General features: G+C 62.3%; 20 protein-coding genes. 11 read left to right on the top strand and 9 right to left on the bottom strand.

The window, feature by feature from the left end; translation table 11 throughout:
- The first annotated feature begins 14 nt into the window (after positions 1 to 14).
- The 11 genes from ACIP6G_RS00650 to secG all read left to right on the top strand — a co-directional run bounded on the left by ACIP6G_RS00650 (position 15) and on the right by secG (position 10500).
- On the top strand, positions 15 to 719 hold the full coding sequence (locus ACIP6G_RS00650) for an HAD hydrolase-like protein (RefSeq protein WP_332498358.1): 705 nt from the start codon (positions 15 to 17) through the stop codon (positions 717 to 719).
- Positions 720 to 1391: a 1-acyl-sn-glycerol-3-phosphate acyltransferase gene (locus ACIP6G_RS00645; protein WP_105656671.1), complete on the top strand. Its 672-nt coding sequence runs from the start codon at positions 720 to 722 to the stop codon at positions 1389 to 1391.
- Positions 1392 to 1394: 3 nt separating this feature from the next.
- Positions 1395 to 3338: an excinuclease ABC subunit UvrC gene (uvrC, locus tag ACIP6G_RS00640; RefSeq protein WP_400288121.1), complete on the top strand. Its 1944-nt coding sequence runs from the start codon at positions 1395 to 1397 to the stop codon at positions 3336 to 3338.
- Positions 3339 to 3347: 9 nt separating this feature from the next.
- Positions 3348 to 4241 carry an RNase adapter RapZ gene (gene rapZ, locus ACIP6G_RS00635; protein WP_105656669.1) on the top strand — a complete coding sequence of 298 codons (894 nt, stop codon included), beginning with the start codon at positions 3348 to 3350 and terminating at the stop codon, positions 4239 to 4241.
- A 5-nt stretch (positions 4242 to 4246) separates the two neighbouring features.
- Complete coding sequence (yvcK, locus tag ACIP6G_RS00630; protein ID WP_105656668.1) at positions 4247 to 5272, top strand: uridine diphosphate-N-acetylglucosamine-binding protein YvcK; 1026 nt, start codon at positions 4247 to 4249, stop codon at positions 5270 to 5272.
- A 27-nt stretch (positions 5273 to 5299) separates the two neighbouring features.
- Positions 5300 to 6280 carry a DNA-binding protein WhiA gene (gene whiA, locus ACIP6G_RS00625; RefSeq protein WP_105656667.1) on the top strand — a complete coding sequence of 327 codons (981 nt, stop codon included), beginning with the start codon at positions 5300 to 5302 and terminating at the stop codon, positions 6278 to 6280.
- A gap of 60 nt (positions 6281 to 6340) precedes the next feature.
- The gene (locus ACIP6G_RS00620) at positions 6341 to 6970 is read left to right on the top strand and encodes a superoxide dismutase (RefSeq protein ID WP_105656666.1); all 630 of its coding nucleotides are present in this window, start codon (positions 6341 to 6343) and stop codon (positions 6968 to 6970) included.
- Positions 6971 to 7154: 184 nt separating this feature from the next.
- Positions 7155 to 8162, top strand: a complete 1008-nt coding sequence (gene gap / locus ACIP6G_RS00615) for a type I glyceraldehyde-3-phosphate dehydrogenase (protein WP_400288118.1) — start codon at positions 7155 to 7157, stop codon at positions 8160 to 8162.
- A gap of 16 nt (positions 8163 to 8178) precedes the next feature.
- Entirely contained in the window at positions 8179 to 9408 is a 1230-nt protein-coding gene (locus tag ACIP6G_RS00610; protein WP_400288116.1) for a phosphoglycerate kinase, read from the top strand.
- Between the two features lie 2 nt (positions 9409 to 9410).
- Positions 9411 to 10226, top strand: a complete 816-nt coding sequence (gene tpiA / locus ACIP6G_RS00605) for a triose-phosphate isomerase (protein WP_105656663.1) — start codon at positions 9411 to 9413, stop codon at positions 10224 to 10226.
- A 22-nt stretch (positions 10227 to 10248) separates the two neighbouring features.
- Positions 10249 to 10500 (top strand): preprotein translocase subunit SecG, encoded by a 252-nt coding sequence (secG, locus tag ACIP6G_RS00600; protein WP_105656662.1) that lies wholly within the window; start codon positions 10249 to 10251, stop codon positions 10498 to 10500.
- A 66-nt stretch (positions 10501 to 10566) separates the two neighbouring features.
- Here the strand turns inward: secG and ACIP6G_RS00595 are convergent, their stop codons facing one another.
- The 9 genes from ACIP6G_RS00595 to tkt form a co-directional block, all read right to left on the bottom strand.
- The gene (locus tag ACIP6G_RS00595; RefSeq protein WP_400288113.1) at positions 10567 to 11262 is read right to left on the bottom strand and encodes a potassium channel family protein; all 696 of its coding nucleotides are present in this window, start codon (positions 11260 to 11262) and stop codon (positions 10567 to 10569) included.
- Positions 11255 to 12616 (bottom strand): TrkH family potassium uptake protein, encoded by a 1362-nt coding sequence (locus ACIP6G_RS00590; protein WP_400288111.1) that lies wholly within the window; start codon positions 12614 to 12616, stop codon positions 11255 to 11257. The genes ACIP6G_RS00595 and ACIP6G_RS00590 overlap by 8 nt, the downstream gene beginning before the upstream one ends.
- Positions 12617 to 12845: 229 nt before the next feature.
- A complete protein-coding gene (locus ACIP6G_RS00585) occupies positions 12846 to 13829 on the bottom strand; it encodes an FAD-dependent oxidoreductase (protein ID WP_400288109.1) in 984 nt (327 codons plus the stop codon).
- Positions 13830 to 13920: 91 nt separating this feature from the next.
- Positions 13921 to 14661, bottom strand: a complete 741-nt coding sequence (gene pgl, locus ACIP6G_RS00580) for a 6-phosphogluconolactonase (protein WP_400288107.1) — start codon at positions 14659 to 14661, stop codon at positions 13921 to 13923.
- On the bottom strand, positions 14651 to 15592 hold the full coding sequence (locus ACIP6G_RS00575) for a glucose-6-phosphate dehydrogenase assembly protein OpcA (RefSeq protein WP_400288105.1): 942 nt from the start codon (positions 15590 to 15592) through the stop codon (positions 14651 to 14653). Before ACIP6G_RS00575 ends, pgl begins: the two co-directional genes overlap by 11 nt.
- Positions 15589 to 17109, bottom strand: coding sequence for a glucose-6-phosphate dehydrogenase (gene zwf, locus ACIP6G_RS00570; RefSeq protein WP_332594699.1), 1521 nt, complete (start codon positions 17107 to 17109; stop codon positions 15589 to 15591). The genes ACIP6G_RS00575 and zwf overlap by 4 nt, the downstream gene beginning before the upstream one ends.
- A 6-nt stretch (positions 17110 to 17115) precedes the next feature.
- Entirely contained in the window at positions 17116 to 18690 is a 1575-nt protein-coding gene (locus ACIP6G_RS00565) for a glucose-6-phosphate isomerase (protein WP_400288103.1), read from the bottom strand.
- On the bottom strand, positions 18691 to 19794 hold the full coding sequence (tal, locus tag ACIP6G_RS00560; protein WP_400288101.1) for a transaldolase: 1104 nt from the start codon (positions 19792 to 19794) through the stop codon (positions 18691 to 18693).
- 18 nt (positions 19795 to 19812) lie between these two features.
- Positions 19813 to 21927 carry a transketolase gene (gene tkt / locus ACIP6G_RS00555; RefSeq protein WP_400288099.1) on the bottom strand — a complete coding sequence of 705 codons (2115 nt, stop codon included), beginning with the start codon at positions 21925 to 21927 and terminating at the stop codon, positions 19813 to 19815.
- Positions 21928 to 22323 lie beyond the last annotated feature (396 nt).

Below are 22323 nucleotides of genomic sequence, written 5' to 3'. Positions count from 1 at the left end.
ATGGCTAGGTGAATATGTCGGTAACAAGTGTGCTCTTCGATCTGGATGGGACCCTCGTGGACCCTGCCGGTGCCATAACTTCGGGTATCCGCCACGCGGTCACCTCCCATGGTTTGGCCGATCCGGGCGAAGCACGAGTTGAAGCGCTGGTAGGCCCGCCCCTCCAAATCGGGCTGCGTACGCTTGACGGCGTCACCGACGAGAACATCGACTCCATCATCGCGGCCTACCGCGCCCGCTATGCCGAGGTGGGCATGGCCGAATCCGTGATCTACCCGGGCATTGTGGCGCTCCTGGACGCGTTGCGCGCGGCCGGGATCTACGTCGCAGTGACCACGGCCAAGCCCATCAACATTGCGCGCCAGCTCATTGCACGCAAGGGGCTGGATGAGCATCTCGATGCGATTCACGGCAACGCGGATGAGCACGGGAGCATGGGTTCGAGCAAGACGCACATTGTCGCTGAGGCTTTGGAGCACGGGCAGCTGGACCCGGCGAGCAGCGTCGTTGTGGGGGACCGGTACTACGATTGGGATGCCGCCCGCGAGAATTCGGTGGCTTCGGTCGGTGTCGCGTGGGGCTTTGCCCAGGACGATGAACTGCAGCAGGCAGGCGCAACTGTGGCGACAACCCGGGACCTTGCTGAGCTCCTGCTCGGAGCACAGCTGGCAAACACGCTGAACCTCGACGATGACCTCATGCAGGAAGGTGCAAAGTAGATGAGCATCTACACCATGACCCGTTCGTCGATTCGGGGCGTCATCCACGGTGTCTGCCGTGCGGAAGTGACCGGGCTTGAGAACGTTCCCAAGGAAGGCGGCTTCATTGTCGCCTCCAACCACCTGTCATTCTTCGACTCCTTGATCATTCAGGCGCTGACCCCGCGCGACGTGGCGTTCTTCGCCAAGGCGGAATACTTCACCACCCCGGGACTGAAGGGCAAGGTGATGAAGACCTTCTTCGAATCCGTGGGATCCATTCCGGTGCAGCGTGGCGAACAGGCAGCTTCGGTTGCCGCCCTCGATTCCCTGGTGGAAATCGTCGAAGGCGGCAAGGGCATCGGCATCTACCCCGAGGGCACTCGCTCGCGCGATGGCAAGTTGTACCGCGGACGCACCGGCGTGGGCTGGCTGGCGCTGACCACCGGTGTACCAGTGGTACCGGTGGGCTTGATCGGCACGGAGAAGCTGCAGCCTGCTGGTTCAAAGGGTTTCCGTCCTGCCAAATTCCATATCCACTATGGCGAGCCGCTGTACTTCGACCAGCTCGGACGCAAGCACCCGTTGCCGCAGCGCCGCCAGGCCACGGACCGGATCGTTGATGCGATTGCCGAGCTTTCCGGCCAGGAACGCGTCGATTCCTACAACCAACTGCCACCGGACGCGAAATAGACCATGGCTGATCCGGCAAGTTACCGTCCGAGAACTTCGGACATTCCCACGAAACCGGGCGTGTACCGTTTCCGCGATGAACACGGGCGTGTCATCTACGTTGGCAAGGCCAAGGTCCTGCGCAACCGCTTGACCTCCTACTTCGCCAATCCTGACCGGCTCACGCCCAAAACCCGGGCCATGGTATTCACCGCCGGCAGCGTGGAGTGGACCGTGGTGGGTTCCGAATTGGAAGCGCTGCAGCTGGAGTACTCCTGGATCAAGGAATACAATCCCCGGTTCAATATTGTTTTCCGTGATGACAAGACCTACCCGTACCTTGCTGTCACCTTGAACGAAAAGTACCCGCGCGCCCTGGTCATGCGCGGGGACAAGCGCAAGGGCGTGAAGTATTTCGGGCCGTTCTATCCGGCCAAGGCCATCCGGGAAACCCTCGATACGCTGTTGCGGGTCTTTCCTGTGCGCAGCTGTGCGCCGGGCGTGTTCAAGCGTGCCGAAGCATCGGGTCGCCCTTGCCTCTTGGGGTACATAGACAAATGCTCGGCGCCCTGCGTGGGGCGCATCAGCGAAGAAGACCACCGTCAACTGGCTGATGACCTATGCACCTTCATGAGCGGTGAGGCTACTAAGTTCACCAAGGCCCTGACAGCCAAGATGCAAGAGGCGGTGGCAGAACTCGAATACGAGAAGGCCGCCCGCTATCGCGATGACATTGCCGCACTGAACAGAGTTTTTGAACGCAACGCCGTGGTCCTTGATGACCGTACCGAAGCTGATATCTTCGGCATTCATGGCGATGAATTGGAAGCCGCCGTGCAGGTATTCCATGTCCGCGACGGCCGTATCCGTTCGCAACGAGGCTGGGTCGTCGAAAAGGTTGCGGATACCACCGGCGCTGAATTCGTCGAGCAGCTTCTCACCCAGGTCTACGCAGATCACGCGGACCGGATTCCCAAGGAAATCCTGGTTCCGACTCTGCCCGAAGACATTGAGGATGTCACGACCTGGCTCACTGAGCTGCGCGGTTCCAAAGTCTCCTTGCGCGTCGCCCAACGCGGCGACAAGGCGGCACTGGCATCCACCGTCGTGGAGAACGCCGAACAAGCGCTGCGCCTGCACAAATCGAAGCGAGCAGGTGATATCACCACGCGTTCGCTGGCGATGCAGGAACTGCAGGATGCACTGGGAGCCGAACAAGCACTGCTTCGCATCGAATGCTATGACGCGTCGCATACCCAAGGCACCAACGTGGTTGCTTCCATGGTGGTCTTTGAAGATGGATTGCCCAAGAAGAGCGAATATCGAAAGTTCTCCATCACCGGTGATGCAGCACGCGATGATACCGCCAGCATGTACGACGTGATCTACCGTCGCTTCAGCCGCTATCTGAAGGAGAAGAACGACCCCAAGAGCTTTGCAACCGGGGAAATGAATGAAGAAACCGGTGAGCAGGAAAAGAAGCGATTCTCCTACCCGCCATCTCTGGTGATCGTTGACGGCGGACCGCCCCAGGTGGCCGCGGCGCAGAAGGCCATGGACGACCTGGGAATCAATGACATTCCAGTGGTCGGCCTGGCTAAGCGCTTGGAAGAACTGTGGCTGCCCGACGATCCGTTCCCGGTGATCCTGCCGCGTGCCTCAGCTGCCCTGTATTTGGTGCAGCGGCTTCGCGACGAGGCGCACCGTTTTGCGATCAACTTCCACCGCGCCAAGCGTGCTAAATCCATGATCGCCTCGGATTTGGACGCGATCCCGGGGCTGGGCAAGTCCAAGCAGGCTGCCCTGCGCAAGCACTTCGGGTCGATGAAGAAGATCCGTGCGGCGAGCATCGAGGAGCTGATGGACGTGCCAGGAGTCGGTGAAAAACTTGCGACTTCCATCAAAGAGTCCCTAGAAGACGCTTCATTAACCGGTGTGAATATGACTACAGGCGAAATTGTCGACTAGCCTTGTGGTATGACCGCTGAGTATGAAGCAGTAAAACCCCCTGAGTCCGAACTCGTGATCGTAACCGGCATGTCAGGTGCCGGTCGCACCACAGTCGCGCATGCTCTGGAAGACCAGGGCTGGTACGTAGTGGAGAACCTTCCACCGGCCATGCTTGGACCCTTGACGGAGATGATGAGCCGTTCGCAGGGCTCCATCCCGAAGATGGCTGTCGTGATGGACGTGCGCTCCAAGGAAATGTTCCCGGAAATCCGCGATGCCTTGGCGAACCTGACAGCCAGCGGGGTGAAGTTCCGCCTGGTCTACCTCGACGCCAGCGACGAGGTGCTGATCCGCCGCTTCGAGCAGGGTCGCCGGCCGCATCCGCTGCAGGATGACGGCCGCATTGTCGACGGCATCAAGCGCGAACGCGGGATCACCGATCAATTGCGTGAAGCTGCCGAAATCATCTTGGATTCCACGACCATGTCGGTGCACGACCTGGCACGTGCAGTCAACGAACTGTTCAGCGAATCCGGGCCGATCATCCTGCGCATCAACGTGATGAGCTTCGGGTTCAAGTACGGCCTGCCCGCCGATGCCAACTACGTGGCAGATGTCCGTTTCATCCCCAACCCCCATTGGGTACCTGAACTGCGCCCGCAGACAGGCAAGGACAAGGAAGTGTCGGACTATGTGCTGAGCCAGGAAGGCACGAGCGAGTTCATCGAGAACTACCTCAAGGCATTGGAACCGGTCTTTGAAGGTTACCGCCGCGAGAATAAGCACTACGCGACTATTGCCGTGGGCTGCACCGGCGGCAAGCACCGCTCGGTAGCAACCACCATTGAGCTGGGCCGGCGCCTGGCGCAGTTCCCGAACGTCAGGGTGAATATCAGCCACCGTGATCTGGGGCGTGAGTAGCCGCCATGGCCTTTGCTACAGGTCCGATCCCGATCCAGGGACTGACTCGAAGTGATGATTACCGCAACCCATCGGTGGTGGCCTTGGGCGGGGGACACGGGCTGTCCTCGTCGCTCTCTGCCCTGCGCCGTCTGACTACCGACCTCACCGCCGTAGTAACGGTGGCCGATGACGGCGGCAGTTCCGGGCGGCTTCGGGGATCCTTCGATGTGCTGCCCCCGGGAGACTTGCGCATGGCGCTGGCTGCGCTGTGCGACGACAATGACTGGGGCCGTACCTGGCGCGATGTCATGCAGTACCGCTTTGAATCGACCGAAAACGCCGACGAGCCATTGAACGGCCATGCTGTTGGCAATTTGCTGATCCTGGCGCTGTGGGAGTTGCTCGATAACCCGGTAGCTGGCCTGCGTTGGGCAGGTGCCCTGCTCGGCGCGCGCGGGCAGGTCCTGCCAATGAGCACGGTTCCGCTGTCCATCCATGGCGAGGTTCTTGAATCCGACCCGGTGAACGACACCTTGGTGCGTCGCCGAATCGATGGGCAGGCCAAGCTGGCTCGTGCCGGTTCCGGCGGCCTGGTTACCCACGTGTACCTGGAACCGTCCGATGCGCCGGCCTGCTCCGAAGCGCTGGAATCCATCGATCTGGCGGACTGGGTGATTCTCGGTCCCGGTTCCTGGTACACCTCGGTGCTCCCGCATCTGCTGCTGCCGGATATGCGCCAGGCCCTGGCATCGACCACGGCCAAGAAGCTGCTGACCATGAACCTGGCCTTTGATACGGCAGAGACTTCCGGGATGGACGCCGCGGCGCACTTGGAGGTGCTGGGACGTTACGCACCCGAGGTCAAATTCGATGCAATTATTGCCGACGAATCAAAGATTCTTAACAGGGATCGATTTGAGCTGGCAGCGCAAAAACTCGGTGCGCGTGTCTTTTTTAGTACAGTAGGAGTATCTGACGGTCGTGCTGTGCACGACCCGTTGCGACTAGCGGCGGCCTATCACGAGGTGTTTACCGCGATCGGGTCTTAGGAAGATCCAAGTAAGGGAGTTTGATTCATGGCATTGACGGCTTCCGTCAAAGACGAGCTGTCGCGGGTAGAGATTCGCAAGCCATCGGTCCGCAAGGCCGAGGTTTCGACCATGCTCCGCTTCAGCGGCGGGCTGCACATCGTCTCCGGACGAATTGTCATCGAAGCAGAAGTGGACCTCGCGGCGACGGCCCGGCGGTTGAAGATTGCTATCGGCGAGCTGTACGGCCACGATGCCGAAATCGTCATGGTTTCCGGATCGGGCATCCGCAAGGGGAGCCGCTACATTGTGCGTGTTTCCAAGGACGGCGAAGTGCTTGCACGCCAAACTGGCCTGCTTGACCAGCGCGGCCGGCCGGTACGCGGCCTGCCCTCGGTGATCGTCAACGGTTCTACCGCCGACGCTGAAGCTGTATGGCGCGGCGCATTCCTGTCCCACGGATCGTTGACCGAACCCGGACGCAGCTCCGCTTTGGAAATCACCTGCCCTGGGCCAGAAGCCGCTTTGGCGCTGGTCGGTGCAGCTCGCCGCCTGGGACTGACGGTCAAGGCGCGTGAAGTGCGCGGTGTGGACCGCGTTGTGATCCGTGATGGCGATGCCATCGCCCAACTGCTGACCCGCATGGGCGCTCACGATGCGCTCATGGTCTGGGAAGAACGGCGCATGCGCAAGGAAGTGCGCGCGACGGCGAACCGCTTGGCGAACTTCGACGACGCCAACCTGCGGCGCAGCGCCCAGGCAGCGGTAGCTGCCGGTGCCCGCGTTGAGCGTGCACTGGGCATCTTGGGCGACGAGGTTCCCGAGCACTTGCGCTATGCGGGACTGCTGCGCCTTGAGCACAAGCAAGCCTCCTTGGATGAGCTCGGCCGCATGGCCGAACCGCCAATGACCAAGGACGCCATCGCTGGCCGAATCCGCCGCCTTTTGGCTATGGCGGATAAAAAGGCGAGCGATCTGGGAATACCAGGTACGGAGTCCAGCGTTCCAGGAGATGAACTGGAACATTAAAATGTCCCCGCGGGAGCCCTCCCGCGGAGATTCAACCAATTGAGAAGATTGAGGAGAATCATGGCTGTTTATTCACTGCCAGAACTGCAGTACGACTACGCCGCACTGGAGCCGAACATCTCGGCTCGCATCATGGAACTGCACCACTCCAAGCACCATGCAACTTACGTTGCTGGCGCAAACTCGGCACTGGAGCAGTTGGCTGAAGCTCGCGAAAAGGGCGAATTCGGCAATATCCCTAAGCTGTCCAAGGACCTGGCGTTCCACCTGGGTGGCCACACCAACCACTCGATCTTCTGGAACAACCTGTCCCCAGAGGGTGGCGACAAGCCTGAGGGCGAGCTGGCAGCGGCCATCGACGACTTCTTCGGTTCGTTCGACGCTTTCCGTGGCCACTTCACCGCTTCGGCCATGAGCCTGCAGGGCTCGGGCTGGGCAGTGCTGGCTTACGACGCACTGGGCGGCCAGCTGGTCATCGAGCAGCTGTACGACCAGCAGGGCAACATCCCAGTGGCAACCACCCCGCTGCTGATGCTGGACATGTGGGAGCACGCCTTCTACCTGGACTACGTCAACGTCAAGGCTGACTACGTCAAGGCATTCTGGAACATCGTGAACTGGGCAGATGTCCAGGCTCGTTTCGAAGCTGCCCGCAACGGCGCAGCAGCGCTGATCCTTCCAGGTAAGTAAGACTTATCTGGTAAGTTAGCTCACATTCTGCGCTAATGTAGCGTAGTATGTTTCAAGTGTGTTGCGGATCCCGGCAATTCGTTGGGATCCGCAAGCACGGCACAACGGAGTGTCCTCTTAAAGAAGGCCACCTCCGCTCGCGTGCGGTCGTGGCATCATCATCCCATTTAGAGGAGATAGTCACGTGACAACCCGTGTTGGAATCAATGGTTTCGGTCGTATCGGACGCAACTTCCTGCGTGCAGTTCTGGCCCATAAGGCAGACATTGAAATCGTCGCCGTCAATGACCTTGGTTCAATCGATTCGCTTGCTCACCTGGTGAAGTTCGATTCCGTGCTCGGCCCAGTGGGCGAGCCGGTATCCGTGGACGGCGATACCATCGTCGTCGGAGAACGCCGTATCAAGGTTCTGTCTGAGCGCGAGCCAGCCAACCTTCCATGGGGCGAATTGAACGTCGATGTCGTCATTGAATCGACCGGATTCTTTACCAACGCAGAAGACGCCAAGAAGCACGTAGCTGCTGGCGCAAAGAAGGTCATCATCTCGGCTCCTGCCAAGAATGAAGACATCACCATCGTGATGGGCGTCAACCAGGACAAGTACGATCCTGCAAACCACGCCATCATTTCGAACGCGTCATGCACCACCAACTGCCTGGCTCCAGTAGCCAAGGTGCTGAACGAAGAGTTCGGCATTGTTGATGGCCTGATGACCACCATCCACGCTTACACCGCAGACCAGCGCCTGCAGGATGCACCGCACAGCGACCCACGCCGTGCCCGCGCCGCGGCGCTGAACGTCATCCCGACCTCGACCGGTGCCGCAAAGGCCATCGGCGTGGTGCTCCCAGAGCTGAAGGGCAAGCTGCACGGTTACGCTATGCGCGTACCAGTTCCAACCGGTTCGGCCACCGACCTGACCGTGAACCTGGCCCGCACCGCAACTGTGGAAGAAATCAACGCAGCATTCGAGAAGGCAGCTGCCGAGGGTACATTGAGCGGATACCTGGAGTACTCCACCGATCCACTGGTTTCTTCGGACATCGTGACCAACCCCCACTCGGCAGTTTTCGACTCCGGTCTGACCACCGTGATGGGCAACAGCGTGAAGGTCGTCGCGTGGTACGACAACGAGTGGGGCTACTCCTCGCGACTTGTTGACCTCGTTGAATTCGTGGGATCCAGCCTCTAGTCGATAACCTAGAGACATGTCTTCTCACACCATTGACGAATTGATCGCTGACAACGGCGTCCGCGGACGGTACGTTCTGGTCCGCAGTGACCTGAACGTACCGCTCGACGGTGCAACTGTGACCGATGATGGCCGCGTCCGCGCGTCGCTGCCAGTCATCGGCAAGCTGGCTGAAGCTGGCGCAAAGGTCATCGTAATGGCCCACTTGGGACGCCCCAAGGGCCAGGTCGATGCCAAGTACTCCATCGCTCCTGCGGCTAACCGCCTGGACGAACTGGCTGACTTCGACGTAGCTGTTGCCGAAGACGTGGTGGGCGACTCCGCTCGCCAGTTGGCGGCAAACCTCGAAGAGGGCTCCGTGCTGGTTCTGGAGAACGTCCGCTTCGATGCTCGCGAAACCTCCAAGGATGATGCGCAGCGCGAAGAGTTAGCCAAGGAATTGGCTGCGCTGACCGGTCAGAACGGCGCTTACGTGAACGACGCTTTCGGTGCTGTGCACCGGAAGCACGCTTCGGTCTACGACATCGCCAGTCTGCTCCCTAGCTACCAGGGCGACCTGGTTGCTACCGAGGTCAAGGTCCTCAAGACCCTGACCGAGGCCCCGAAGCGCCCATACGTTGTGGTGCTCGGAGGGTCCAAGGTATCGGACAAGCTCGCTGTCATCGACAACCTACTGGGCAAGGCCGATCAGCTGCTGATCGGTGGCGGCATGGCCTTCACTTTCCTCAAGGCGCAGGGCTTCGCCATTGGCAGCTCGCTGCTTGAAGAAGACCAGATCGCGACCTGCCAGGAATACCTGCAGCGGGCCGAGAAGCTCGGCTGCGACATCATCGTGCCTAGCGACGTCGTCGTGGCAAGCAAGTTCGGTGCCGACGCAGAGCACGAGGTGCTGGCCGCAGACAAGATCGAAGAAGCCAGCTTCGGCTCCAACGGCCTTGGCCTGGACATCGGACCAAAGTCCGCTGAACTCTTCGCAAGCTACATCACCAGCGCAAATACCGTGTTCTGGAATGGCCCGATGGGCGTCTTCGAGATCCCTGCTTTCGCCGAAGGTACCCGTACCGTCGCGCAGGCTCTGGCGGACTCGGAAGCGTTCAGCGTCGTAGGCGGCGGCGATTCCGCTGCAGCCGTGCGCGCACTGGGCTTCTCGGAGGATGACTTCGGCCATATCTCCACCGGTGGCGGCGCTTCGCTGGAGTACCTCGAAGGCAAGACCCTGCCGGGTGTTGCCGCATTGGAAGGCTAATAATGACCATTTCGCAGAACGGCGCCTTTGTGCGCCAGCCGCTGATTGCCGGCAACTGGAAGATGAACATGGACCACGTCCAGGGCATCACCCTGGTGCAGAAGCTGGCGTGGACCTTGAAGGACCACGAGCACGATTACGATCGTGCCGAGGTCGCAGTGTTCCCTCCCTTCACCGACATCCGCGGCGTGCAGACGCTGACCCTGGGCGACAAACTGGATATTGTTTACGGTGCCCAGGATCTGTCCGCACAGGACTCAGGTGCGTACACTGGTGAAATTTCGGGGCAGTTCCTCAAGAAGCTCGGCTGCACCTACGTATTGGTAGGCCACTCCGAGCGTCGCGAGTACCACAATGAAACCAACCAGGTGATTGCCGCCAAGCTGGCTGCTGCCTACCGCCACGACCTGACCCCGATGCTCTGCGTCGGCGAAGGCCTGGAAGTACGCAAGGCCGGCGAGCATGTGGCATTCACCCTGGACCAGTTGGCTCAGTCGCTGGAAGGCGTAACCGCTGAGCAGGCCGCAAGCCTGGTCATCGCCTACGAACCAGTCTGGGCCATCGGTACGGGTGAAGTTGCCGGACCAGCTGACGCGCAGGAAATGTGCGCCGCAATTCGCGGTGCGCTGGCTGAACGCTTCGGTGCAGAGATTGCCGAGAAGACTCAACTGCTCTATGGCGGTAGTGTTAAGGCAGCAAATGCCGCATCGATCATGCGCGAACGCGATGTTGATGGCGTGTTGGTTGGCGGTGCCAGCCTGGATGCCGAGGAATTTGCTAATATTGTCAGGTTCGAGCATCATCTCGTCACCGACTGAATCTAACTAAGGAACCGTCGACTTGGATATTATCAAGATCATTTTGCAGGTATTGCTGGGCATTACAAGCGTCCTGCTGACCCTGCTGATCCTTTTGCACAAGGGCCGTGGTGGCGGTATGTCCGACATGTTCGGCGGCGGCATGACCAGCTCAATGGGATCTTCGGGTGTAGCCGAGCGCAACCTGAACCGCATCACCATTATTCTTGGTCTGATCTGGGGTGCCGTGATTATCGGCCTCGCTCTGGTCCTGCGATTCAGCATCGAAGCCTAGGCAGTACCGTTCCGTAGCAGTCAATAGGCGCCTTCCACATTATGTGGAAGGCGCCTATTGCGCGTCTCAGGCCAGTTGCCCGAACTTCTCGGTATCGGCAATCGATCCCAGCACGAGGATCTTGTCTCCGGTCTGCAGGACGGTGTTTCCGTCCGTGTTCTTCCATTCGCCGGCCGCATTGGTCGTGGCAGCGATGGTCACCCGGTATTTATTGCGTACCGCGGCATCACTGAGTTTCACACCGTGCAATGTGGCTGGTGCGCTCATTTTCACCATGGCATAGCCTGGATCGACTTCCAGGTAGTCCATCATGGATCCGCGCACCAGGTGGGCGACTCGCTTGCCCATGTCCTTCTCCGGGTAGACGATGTGGTGGATTCCGAGCTGCTCCAGGATCAGCCCGTGCCGATCGTCCTGCGCCTTGGCCCAGATCTGCGGGATCCCCATGCTGACCAAGAGCGAGCAGCACAGGATGGATGACTGCAGGTGGCTGCCTACGGCAACCACGACGCGGTCGAACTCGTGGATCGCGAGCTGTTCAAGGATTTCCCGGCTTGAGGCGTCGGCGCGAACCACCTGAGTCAATTCCCCGTTCAGGGACTGGACGATGTTCTCGTGCACGTCAATGCCCAGGACATGGGTACCGGACTTCATCAGTTCCAGGGCCAGGGATTCGCCAAATCGTCCGAGCCCGATCACGGCAACGGAGTTCGCTTTTGACAGCCCCTTGGCGTCATTTCGAAAATTCAGTAGCTTAGCCAATTGAAGGCCTTTCCTTGGGGAGTTCGTAGAGCGCTTTTCGATCGCGCAGGGCCAGCGCGGAGCCCAGCGAGAGGACCCCGACGCGGCCCAGGTACATCAATGCAACGAGGATGCCCTTGGCAGGGTCCGGCAAATCCGGGGTAATGCCGGTGGACAGCCCGACGGTGCCAAATGCGGAGGTGGCTTCAAAGAGGCAGCGGTCCAGGGAATAGCCGGTCAGCAGCAGCAGGCCCATGGTGCCGACGAATACGGCAGCTACGCCCATCAGCGCCACCGTGATGGCCTGCCGGTGCACCGAGCGGGACAGGCGCTTGCCCAGGACATTGACGGCGGTCTCGCCGCGAAGTTCGGTCATGATGATGAACAGCAGGATCGCAGCCGTGGTGATCTTGATGCCGCCGGCGGTGCCGGCCGGCCCTCCGCCGATGAACATCAGCACATCCATGCCCAGCCAGGAGGCTGGATGCATCGCGCCGATATCGATGGAATTGAAGCCAGCGGTACGCGTCTGCACCGATTGGAAGAATCCAGCCAGGATCCGCTGGGCAGGTTCAAGCTCGCCCAGCGTCTTCGGATTGGACCATTCCATGGCGGTGATGAAGATGGTGCCGCCAAGCAGCAGCAATGCGGTCATGAGCAGGACCAGGCGAGTGTTCATCGTCCACTTCAGCGAATTCCGCCAATGATGCCTGAGCTGGACCAGAACCGGGAAGCCCAAGCCGCCGAGGATGATGGCGATGCTGATGGGGATGCATAGCCATGGATCCGCCACGAAATCCATCAGGTTATTCGTGTAGAGGGCGAATCCCGCGTTATTGAAGGAAGAGACAGCATGGAACAGGCCATGCCAGATCGCCCTGACGGGTTCGTAGTCGTAGGCCAGCCAGAAGCGGAGGGCCAAGACGAGGGCCACTGCGGATTCGATGGCCAGCGACAGCTTGATGATCATCAATGCCGAGGTGCGCACGTCGGTGCCGGAAACGGCGGAGCTTTCGCGCTGGGTGGAGAGCCGGGTCAGGTAGCCGATGCGGCCCATGACCAGCATGCTCAGCAATGATGCGACGAGCATCAGTCCCAGGCCGCCGACCTGGATCAGGACCAGGATGACGATCTTGCCGAAGAGGGTGTAGTGGGTTGCCGTATCCAAGACAGTCAGGCCGGTGACGCACACCGCTGACGTCGCGGTGAAGATCCCGTCCACCAAGGATGTGAAGGTGCCTTGCGTGCTGGCCGCCGGTGAAGACAGGAGCAACCCGCCTATGAGGATTGCGCCGGCAAAGGCGAAGGCCACTGCGCGTGCGGGTTTGGCCAGCACGCTGTGCTGCGCGGCGGACCGCGCATTGGGAAGATTCATGGAGATCGCAATGGTCGAAATAACGTCTCGCGAAACCGTGGGACGAGTAGTACGAATGAAATAATACGCTCGGAAAAGCCGGTGTCAATGGTGATTCCCGTCACCTGGCCCGGTGTTAATAGCGCGCCTGCGGGAGCGATTGGGCGGATCTGCCACAGCCGCGCCGCCGGTTAAAGCAGACCGGCAGCCACGCGGAAAACGCGTGGCTGCCGGTTGGACGCTGGTACTGCTAGGTTTCGAGCAATTCCACGACCCGCTGTGCGGTACCCCAGGAAAGGGTGACCCCAGCCCCGCCGTGGCCGTAGGCCGCAATGACAGGCACCGCGTGCCCGTCGACGCGCTCCAGGCGGATCGTCTCGCGTGCCGGGCGCAGCCCCACCTTGTGCTCCAGGATCTCGCAGCCGGCCAGCTGGGGGACCAGGCCGATGGCACGGCGCAGCATGTCGGTGGCGGTCTGCGGGTCGACCTCGGCGTTGAAGTCGTTGGCCACGTCGGTACCGCCAACAATGATGTCATCGCGGCGCGGAATGATGTAGGTAACGCCCTGGGGATGCTCGTCATAGCAGAGCCAGTGGACCAACCCTGCGGTGTTTGCCAGGCGGATCACCTGGCCTCGGATGGGGTAGACAGTGCCGTCATCCCCGGTGAGTTCGCCGCCACGCAGACCCGTGGCCAATACGACGGCGTCGGCCTCCTCCTGCAACTCGTCGATGGATTCGATGGTGCGCTGGATGAACTTGACGCCCTTGGCCAAGGCTTGTTCATGCAGCCAGGACAGGTAGAGAGGCATAGTGATCACCGGGACGGTGGCACGCATGCCGGCGGCGGCAATGCGCGGGATGTCTTCTGCCGGGGCTTCGGCGGCGTCGGCGACGATCTGCGCCCAAGAGCGGTCTTGCTCCGGGGACGCTTCCAGATTCAGGCCGCGGCGCAGGTCGATGCCGGTTTCCTTGATGCCGGAGAGCTCCTCGAAGCGTGCCAGTGAACGGGCGAGCAGCAGATCGGCGGCAGCGGAGTTCTCCGAGTGGTACGGGAACCAGATGGCTGCGGCCACCGCGGAGACCGTCTGCAGCGGCAGCTGGTCGGCGATGACGGTGACCTGGTGGCCGGCGGCAGCCAGCTCATGGGCGGTGGAGAGCCCGATGACGCCGGCGCCGATCACCGTGACCTTGCGGGATGGCTGCGCGGCATCGGGCAGCGGGGCGGAATGCATGGGAACCTTTCGGGCAGGTGGCGAGGGGAAAGCAAAGGCCGGTGCCGCGATCCTGGAGTGCAGGATCGCGGCACCGGCGATGCGGTGCAGGCTAGAGCAAGGTGGCCGCGGCGCGGTCGATGATCCAGCGGGTCGCTTGGGTGCCGTGCACGGCCGAGGCCGGGACAGCGGTCTCGTTGACCTCGTGCTGGGCCTTGGCCAGCGCCGGCGCCTTGTCGGCACCGGCCACGATCAGCCAGACCTCCTTGGCGGTGTTGATGGTGCCCATGGTGAGCGTGACGCGGTGCGCAGGCGGCTTGGGGGAGTCGTGGACCGCGATGACTCCTGGCTCATCGGACCGGGTGTGGTTCGGGAAGAGCGAGGCGACATGCGAGTCCGGGCCCATGCCCAGCATCAGCACATCGAACGCGGGGTTCAAGGAGCCGTCTTCGGCTTCCCCGGCCAGTTCCTCGGCGTAGGCCGCGGCGGCCTGCTCGGCGGACTCGTACTTGTCGCTGGCGCCCATGGCGTGCACGGTGGCGCGGTCCAGGCCCAATTCATCCAGCGCGTCGAACAGGGCTGCGGCCTGCAGCACGTTGCGATCTGCTGAATCGGTGGCGACAAAGCGCTCGTCGCCCCACCAGAAGTGCACCTGCGACCAGTTGACCGAGGCCTTGGCGGGGTTGGCCGCGACGGCTTCCAGGGCGGCGATGCCCAGCGAACCGCCGGTCACCACCACGTGGGCAACTCCGCGGGCGGCCAGTGCATCGGCGATCGAGGTGATCAGCCGGGCCGCAATGGCGTGGGCGGTAGCTTCCGGGTTCTCATGGATCAGTATTTGCCTAGCGATCACTGGATCTGATGCTCCTCAGGTTGGTCAGGTTCAGGCCCTTGGTGATGACCTCGCCGAAGACGTCATCGGCGTCCAGGCGGCGCATCTCTTCGGCCAGGCATTCGGCCACCGAACGCCGAGGCAGGGAGATGCGCTGCGGGGCCGATCCGGGCAGGTAAAGGTGGGCTACCGCGCCGGAAGGCCGCGAAAGCTCCACGTCGCCGGCTTCGCGCGCCAGCCGGACGCTGGAGAGCCCGCCATTGGACTTGTCCGCGGCGATGGTCACCGGGACGTCCAGGCACAGGGTCAGCCAAGCGGCCAGCAAGGTGGTGGACGGGGAATTATCCGAGCCCTTCACGGTGATGCCCGAGAGCCCCTCGGTGCCGATCAGGTCGATGATGCTCGCCAGCTGGGCACGCCACAGGGTCAGCCGCGTCCAGGCGAGGTCGGTGTCGCCGGCCTGGTAGGTCTCGATGCGGCTGAACAGCGCGGCGGTGGGGTCTTCGGTTTCCGCCGAATCGGTGATGCGGCGGTGCGCCAGCTTGCCCAGCGCGGTGCCGGCCGGATCCTGCGGCACGCCATGCGGCCACCAGGCCACGATCGGCGCATCGGGCAGCAGCAGTGCGGAGATCAGCGCCTCGTCGGCCACGACATCCGGGCCGTAGGTGCGCATCACGATCACCTCGGAGGCGCCGGCGTCCCCGCCCACGCGGATTTGCACGTCCAGGCGGTTGGCCTCGGACTTGCTGCCGCGGACCACCACGATGATCCGGCAGGGATGCTCGCGGCTGGCCAGGTTGGCCGCCTCGATCGCGTTCTCGGCGAACCCCTCGCGGGTGATGACCACCAGGGTCATCACGCGGGAGAGCGCCACCACGCCGTGGGTGCGGCGCGAGGAGATCAGCTTCTTGGCCACCTTGGAGGTGGTGGTGTTGGGAAGATCGATCATCATGGTCGTCTCCAGGTCCTTCCATCCTTGGCCATCAGCTCATCGCTGCTTTCGGGTCCCCAGGAGCCCGGAGCGTAGGGATCGGGCTGGGTGGGCTGCGAGGCCCAGTACTCCTCGAAAGGATCCAGGATGCGCCAGGACTGCTCGACTTCCTCATGTCGCGGGAACAGCGGCGGCTCACCGAGCAGCACATCGAGGATCAGCCGCTCGTAGGCCTCGGGCGAGGATTCGGTGAAGGCGTTGCCGTAGCCGAAGTCCATGGTCACATCGCGGATCTCCATCTGGGTGCCGGGCACCTTGGAGGAGAAGCGGATGGTCGCGCCTTCATCGGGCTGCACGCGGATCACGAACGCGTTCTGGCCGAATTCATCGTCCTTGTGGTCGGTGAACAGCAGGTTCGGCGCCTTCTTGAAGACCACCGCGATTTCGGTGACGCGGCGGCCCAGGCGCTTGCCGGCACGCAGGTAGAACGGCACCCCGGACCAGCGGCGGGTATTGATGTTCAGGCGCACCGCCGCGTAGGTCTCGGTCTTGGACTTCGGGTTGAAGCCCTCCTCGTCGAGGAAGCCGACGACCTCCTCGGCGCCCTGCCAGCCAGAGGTGTACTGGCCTCGGGCACTGGCCGCTCCCAGGTCCTCGGGCAGCTGGACTGCGGTGAGCACCTTCTCCTTTTCGCTGCGCAAGTGGTCCGCGTCGAAGGAAATGGGTTCCTCCATGGCGGTCAGCGCCAGCAGCTGGAGCAGGTGGTTCTGGATGACGTCGCGGGCCGCGCCCACACCGTCGTAGTAGCTGGCGCGGCCGCCAATGCCGATGTCCTCGGCCATGGTGATCTGCACGTGGTCCACGTACTTGTTGTTCCACAGCGGCTCGAACATCTGGTTGCCGAAACGCAAAGCCAGCAGGTTCTGCACGGTTTCCTTGCCCAGATAGTGGTCGATGCGGAACACCGCGTCCGGCGGGAACACGGACTCCACGATCTCGTTCAGTTCGCGGGCGCTCTGCAGGTCGTGGCCGAAGGGCTTCTCGATGACCACGCGTTCCCAGCCCGGGTTCTTGTCCTTGGCCAGCTTGTGCTCGGAGAGCTTCTGGCAGACAACCTCGAACCAGCTCGGCGGGATCGAGAGGTAGAAGGCGTGGTTGCGCCCGGTGGACCGGGATTCGGCCAGTTCGTCCAGGGTCGCGGCCAGCTTCTCGTAGGCGCCATCATCGTCGAAGGCGCCGGAGATGAAGCGCATACCGGCGGCCAGCTGGGCGAACACGGTTTCGTTGAAGGGGGTGCGGGCGCTGGCGAGGATCCATTCGCGGGCCTGGTCGGCGAAGTCCTGTGCCGTCCAGTCGCGGCGGCCGAAGCCGACAATCGCAAAATTCGGGGGAAGCAGTCCGCGGTTAGCCAGGTCGTAGACCGCTGGCATGAGTTTCTTGCGGGCAAGGTCGCCGGTGATTCCGAAGAACACCAGCGCGCCCGGACCGGCAATGCGGTTAAGCCGCCGGTCGCGGGCGTCGCGTAGTGGGTTGCTCATAGTGCCTTACTTCGCTGCCTCTAGCAGGGCAGCGATTCCGGCGGCGCGGTCCGTGAGGTTCACGCGCAGCACTGGGCGGTTATGTTCGGCGTCAGCCAGTACTGCGCCATCGCCGATCGCCTGGGCGGTGATCAGGCCGCCGAAGGTGTACGGACGCTCCGGGATCCCAAGGTCTTCCTTGTGATTCGCGGTGACCTGCAAGAACACGCCCTGTGCCGGGCCGCCCTTGTGGTACTGGCCGGTGGAGTGCAAGAAGCGCGGACCCCAGCCGAAGGTGACTGGACGGCCGGTCTTCTTGGCGAGCAGATCGCGCAGTGCGGCAAGCTCCTGGTCCGCATTGCGGTTCAGGTATGCCTGGATGGCAAGGTAGCCGTCTGCCGGAAGCTGCGCGGCGAGCTGCTCCACAGCCGCCTCCAAGGTCTTGGCCCCGGTGCCGTAGAGCTCAACTGGTCCGTCCACTGCATCCGGTGCGCTCTGCGCCGGAGCATCGAGCATGGAACGGGCGGCGATCTTCGCGGCCTCGACATCAGGCTGGTCGAAGGGGCTGATGCCCAGCAGGTAGCCGGCCACGGCGGTGGCGTACTCGAAGATCATGAAGGCGGTGCCCAGCGGTGCACTGAAGTGCACGGCGGTGGCGTCCTCGTCGAAATCCTCAGGCAGCGCGTCGTAGACGAACAGCGGCAGCACGTCCTGGGCCGGGTTCGCCAGCTCCGGTGCATCCACATGCGCGGCAACAGGCAGCACGCCCTTGCCTTCCTTGCCGGTGGACTCGGCGATCAGCTGCTCGGCCCAGTCGCCGAAGCCCGGCAGTGCATCGCCCACACAGGCAATCAGCAGCTTGTCGCGGCCCGCGGTAGCCATGGCGGCACCCAGGTGCAGCGCGAGGTTGTCCTCGTCGTCCAGGGCCAGCACATCGTTGATCAGCCCGGATTCTTCAACCAGGGCTTCGATGTCCGCGCCGGCCAGGCCCGAAGGGACCAGGCCGAAAGCGGTCAACGCCGAGTAGCGCCCGCCGACGTTCGGATCCGCAGTGAATACCGCGCGCACGCCATCAGGATTATCCATGGGCGAGCCCGGATCGGTGACCAGCACCAAGCGGGTCGCCGGATCAATGCCGGCAGCCTGGAACGCAGCGGTGAACGCACGGCGCTGCGAATCGGTTTCCACGGTGGAACCCGACTTGGAAGCAACTACCACGACGGTGCGCTGCAGATCGGTTTCCACGATCTGCTTGACCATCGACGGATCGGTGGTGTCGCAGATGACCAGTTCCACCTCGTCATGGGCGGTGATGACCTCAGGAGCCAGCGAGGAGCCGCCCATGCCGCACAGCACGATGCGGGTCAGGCCCTCTTCTTGCAGCTCATCGCGCAGATCCAGGATCTGCGGGATCAGTTTGCCAGCTGCCTCGAAGGGGTTGACCCAACCGAGGCGGATGGCCGATTCAGCTTCTGCTTCAGGACCCCAAATGGTTGGGTCCTGGGCGGCGATGCGGCTGCCGATCTTCGCTTCGATCAGCTTCGGGAGCAACGCGTCGACGGAGGCCAGGGCCTCGCCGGAGGTTACCAGACCAAGCTCCATCTACTTGGCTCCCTTCAGTGCCACAGCCATGTCCTCAAGCAGTTCGTTCCATGCGACGTCGAACTTCGATACGCCTTCAACCTCAAGCAGGTCCACGACCTCGTTGTAGTCGATGCCCAGCGCAGCGAGCTTGTCCAGCACGCGGTTGGCGGCGTCGTAGCTGCCAGCGATTGCGTTGCCGCGGACCTCTGCTTCAGCCGCGGTGGCGTCCAGGGTCTTCTCCGGCATGGTGTTCACGGTCTGCGGTGCAACCAGCTCGGTGACGTACAGTGTCGATGGGTAGGCAGGATCCTTCACGCCGGTCGAAGCCCACAGTGGACGCTGGACGTTGGCGCCGGCAGCTGCCAGCACCTCGTAGCGTGCCGAAGCGAAGGACTCTTCGAAGACCTGGTAGGCCAAGCGGGCGTTGGCTACGCCGGCCTGTCCGCGTACGGCTGCTGCCGCATCGGTGCCGATGGCATCCAGGCGCTTGTCGATTTCCGAATCCACGCGGGAAACGAAGAAGGAAGCGACCGAGTGGATCTTGGACAGGTCCAGGCCCTCGGCCTTGGCCTTCTCCAGGCCCAGCAGGTAGGCGTTGATGACCTCGCGGTAGCGTTCCAGCGAGAAGATCAGGGTGACGTTCACCGAAATGCCAGCGGCAATGGTTTCGGTGATTGCTTCCAGGCCCTCGACGGTTGCCGGGATCTTGATCAGCACGTTTTCGCGGTTCACGCGCTCGTACAGGGCCTTGGCCTGGGCGATGGTTGGTGCGGTCTCGTGAGCCAGGCGGGGATCAACCTCGATGGACACGCGGCCATCGAAGCCCTTGGAGGACTCGTAGATGCCCTTGAACAGGTCGCAGGCTGCTGCTACGTCATCGCTGGTGATCTCGGTGATCGCGTCTTCTACCGAGCGGTGCTTCTGCTCGGCAATCGCCTGGCCATACACCTCTGCCTTGGACAGTGCCGCGGCGAAGATCGATGGGTTGGTGGTCACGCCGACCACGTTCTGCTCTTCGATCAGCTTGGCCAGCGAGCCGCTGGTCAGTCGTTCACGCGAAAGGTCGTCCAACCAGATGGAGACGCCAGCGTCGGACAGGGCCTGAGTATTCGGGTTGCTCATAATAGTTACTTCAGTTCCTTACTTGGCAGCGTTCTGCAGGGAGGTTTCGGCGGCGGCTACAACAGCCTCGGTGGTGATGCCGAACTCCGAGTACAGCTTCTTGTAATCGGCGGAAGCGCCGAAGTGATCGAGCGAAATGATTTCGCCATGTGCCCCGACCAGCTCGCGCCAGCCCTGGGCTACGCCGGCTTCAACCGAAACGCGGGCGGTGATCGCGGCGGGCAGGACCTCTTCGCGGTAGGCAGCATCCTGCTTGGCGAACCATTCCAGCGAAGGCAGGGATACCACGCGGGCAGCGATGTTCTTGGCTGCCAGTGCTTCACGGGCCTCAACGGCCAGCTCAACCTCGGAACCGGTAGCCAGCAAGATGACATCCGGGGTGGTCTCTGCGCCGTCGCGGACGGCTTCGGCCAGGATGTAGCCGCCCTTCAGGGTGCCTTCTGCGCCGCGGAAGCCGGTGGCCGCGCGGTCGTAGATTGGCAGGTTCTGGCGGGAAAGCACGATGCCCGATGGGGTATCGGTCAATTCCAGCATGCCGCGCCATGCGTAGGCGACCTCGTTGGCATCCGCTGGGCGGACCACATCGAAGTTCGGGATGATGCGCAGGCTAGCGAGCTGCTCCACTGGCTGGTGGGTCGGGCCGTCTTCGCCCAGGCCGATGGAGTCGTGGGTCCATACGAAGATCGACGGGACGCCCATCAGTGCGGCCAAGCGGATGGCCGGACGCTGGTAGTCCGAGAAGATCAGGAAGGTGCCGGAGAATGCACGGGTTGGGCTGGAGAGCACAATGCCGTTCACGATCGAAGCGGCAGCGTGCTCGCGGATGCCGAAGTGCAGTACGCGGCCGTATGGGCTGGCGGACCAGGAATCGGTGGAGCGGCGCTCGGGAGCGAAGGACTTCGCGGTCTCGATGGTGGTGTTGTTCGAACCGGCGAGGTCGGCAGAGCCGCCCCAGAGTTCTGGCAATTCATCGGCGATCGCGTTGATGACCTTGCCCGACGCGGCGCGGGTAGCCATGGTGGAGCCTGGCTCGAAGGTCGGGATCTTCTCGGTCCAGCCCTCTGGCAATTCGCCAGCCTGCAGGCGCTCAAGCAGGGCGGCTTCTTCCGGATTGGCTGACTTCCAGGCCTCGAAGGTCTCGTTCCACGAGGCGTGCAGCTGCGCACCGCGGGTTACGACCTCGCGGGCGTGAGCCAGTACATCGTCCTCGATCTGGAAGTTCTTCTCGGGGTCGAAGCCCAGGATCGTCTTCAGGCCGGCAACTTCGTCGGTACCCAGCTTCGAGCCGTGGATGCCGCCGGTGTTCTGCTTGGTCGGCGAAGGCCAGCCGATGATGGTGCGCAGGCTGATGATCGATGGGCGGGAGGTCTCGGCCTTCGCGGCGCGCACAGCAGCATCCAGTGCGGCCATGTCCTCGACGTATTCTCCGGTGACGGTCCAGTCCACGCGCTGGGTGTGCCAGCCGTAGGATTCGTAGCGGCCCAGCACGTCTTCGGTGAAGGCGATGTCGGTGTCGTTCTCGATGGAGATCTTGTTGTCATCGTAGATCACAACGAGGTTGCCCAGTTCCTGGTGGCCGGCCAGCGAGGAGGCCTCGGAGGTGACGCCTTCCTGCAGGTCGCCATCGGAAGCGATGACGTAGACAGTGTGGTCGAACGGGCTGGTCCCTGCCTCGGCAGCTGGATCCAGCAGGCCGCGCATGCGGCGCTGGGAGTAGGCGAAACCAACGGCGGAAGCCAGGCCCTGGCCCAGCGGACCGGTGGTGATCTCAACGCCGGCGGTGTGGCCGAACTCGGGGTGGCCCGGAGTCTTGGCGCCCCAGGTGCGCAGCGCTTCGATGTCTTCCATCTCCAGGCCGTAGCCCGAGAGGAACAGCTGCAGGTACAGGGTCAGCGAGGTGTGGCCCGGGGAAAGCACGAAACGGTCTCGGCCGATCCAGTTCGGATCCTTCGGATCGTGGCGCAGGTGCTTCTGGAAAATCAAGTAGGCGGCCGGAGCCAAGCTCATTGCGGTACCGGGGTGGCCATTGCCAACCTTTTCGACGGCGTCGGCTGCCAGGACACGGGTGGTGTCGATGGCCTTACGGTCCAACTCGGTCAGTGAGAATTCTTCAACTAAGGATTCAGTCGCCACAGCGGCGTTCCTTCCATTCAGGCTTGGACGGGAGATATCTCCCGCTGACACGCAATACGCCGTCGCCTCCTGCTTCCTCCGGCTGTGCTTTATTCAGAGGGATGCAGGTCGCGACGGCGCAATCTGAGTCAACTCTATCGCGAAAAGGCGTATTGGGGCGTTGGATTTAGCAAGATGACACAGAATTATTCGGTTTGCGCAGAAGGTGGACTTGATACGGCTATTCATGCCACGGCGTGAGCGAATTGCTCAGGCATTCTGCGCATTCGTGCGCAGGTGGCAGCCGGGGGATATGGGTGGCCGGGCACTTCTGCCAGCCGGTGCACGGCAACCAACTAACGTTACAAGGAATAAGATTTGTTCAGCTGGCGGACATCAGTTGCCATCTTTGTTCAT

The sequence above is a fragment of the Glutamicibacter sp. NPDC088483 genome (assembly GCF_044753145.1).
Lineage (GTDB): Bacteria > Actinomycetota > Actinomycetes > Actinomycetales > Micrococcaceae > Glutamicibacter.
Note: the sequence above shows the minus strand (reverse complement) of the source record. Positions and strands in the feature narration are given on the sequence as shown.

Excerpts from the sequence above, each read along its gene's own strand:
- ACIP6G_RS00650 (WP_332498358.1), top strand. The coding sequence starts at position 15 with ATGTCGGTAACAAGTGTGCTCTTCGATCTGGATGGGACCCTCGTGGAC.
- ACIP6G_RS00645 (WP_105656671.1), top strand. The coding sequence starts at position 720 with ATGAGCATCTACACCATGACCCGTTCGTCGATTCGGGGCGTCATCCAC.
- uvrC (WP_400288121.1), top strand. The coding sequence starts at position 1,395 with ATGGCTGATCCGGCAAGTTACCGTCCGAGAACTTCGGACATTCCCACG.
- rapZ (WP_105656669.1), top strand. The coding sequence starts at position 3,348 with ATGACCGCTGAGTATGAAGCAGTAAAACCCCCTGAGTCCGAACTCGTG.
- yvcK (WP_105656668.1), top strand. The coding sequence starts at position 4,247 with ATGGCCTTTGCTACAGGTCCGATCCCGATCCAGGGACTGACTCGAAGT.
- whiA (WP_105656667.1), top strand. The coding sequence starts at position 5,300 with ATGGCATTGACGGCTTCCGTCAAAGACGAGCTGTCGCGGGTAGAGATT.
- ACIP6G_RS00620 (WP_105656666.1), top strand. The coding sequence starts at position 6,341 with ATGGCTGTTTATTCACTGCCAGAACTGCAGTACGACTACGCCGCACTG.
- ACIP6G_RS00610 (WP_400288116.1), top strand. The coding sequence starts at position 8,179 with ATGTCTTCTCACACCATTGACGAATTGATCGCTGACAACGGCGTCCGC.
- tpiA (WP_105656663.1), top strand. The coding sequence starts at position 9,411 with ATGACCATTTCGCAGAACGGCGCCTTTGTGCGCCAGCCGCTGATTGCC.
- ACIP6G_RS00590 (WP_400288111.1), bottom strand. The coding sequence starts at position 12,616 with ATGAATCTTCCCAATGCGCGGTCCGCCGCGCAGCACAGCGTGCTGGCC.
- ACIP6G_RS00585 (WP_400288109.1), bottom strand. The coding sequence starts at position 13,829 with ATGCATTCCGCCCCGCTGCCCGATGCCGCGCAGCCATCCCGCAAGGTC.
- ACIP6G_RS00575 (WP_400288105.1), bottom strand. The coding sequence starts at position 15,592 with ATGATGATCGATCTTCCCAACACCACCACCTCCAAGGTGGCCAAGAAG.
- zwf (WP_332594699.1), bottom strand. The coding sequence starts at position 17,109 with ATGAGCAACCCACTACGCGACGCCCGCGACCGGCGGCTTAACCGCATT.
- ACIP6G_RS00565 (WP_400288103.1), bottom strand. The coding sequence starts at position 18,690 with ATGGAGCTTGGTCTGGTAACCTCCGGCGAGGCCCTGGCCTCCGTCGAC.
- tal (WP_400288101.1), bottom strand. The coding sequence starts at position 19,794 with ATGAGCAACCCGAATACTCAGGCCCTGTCCGACGCTGGCGTCTCCATC.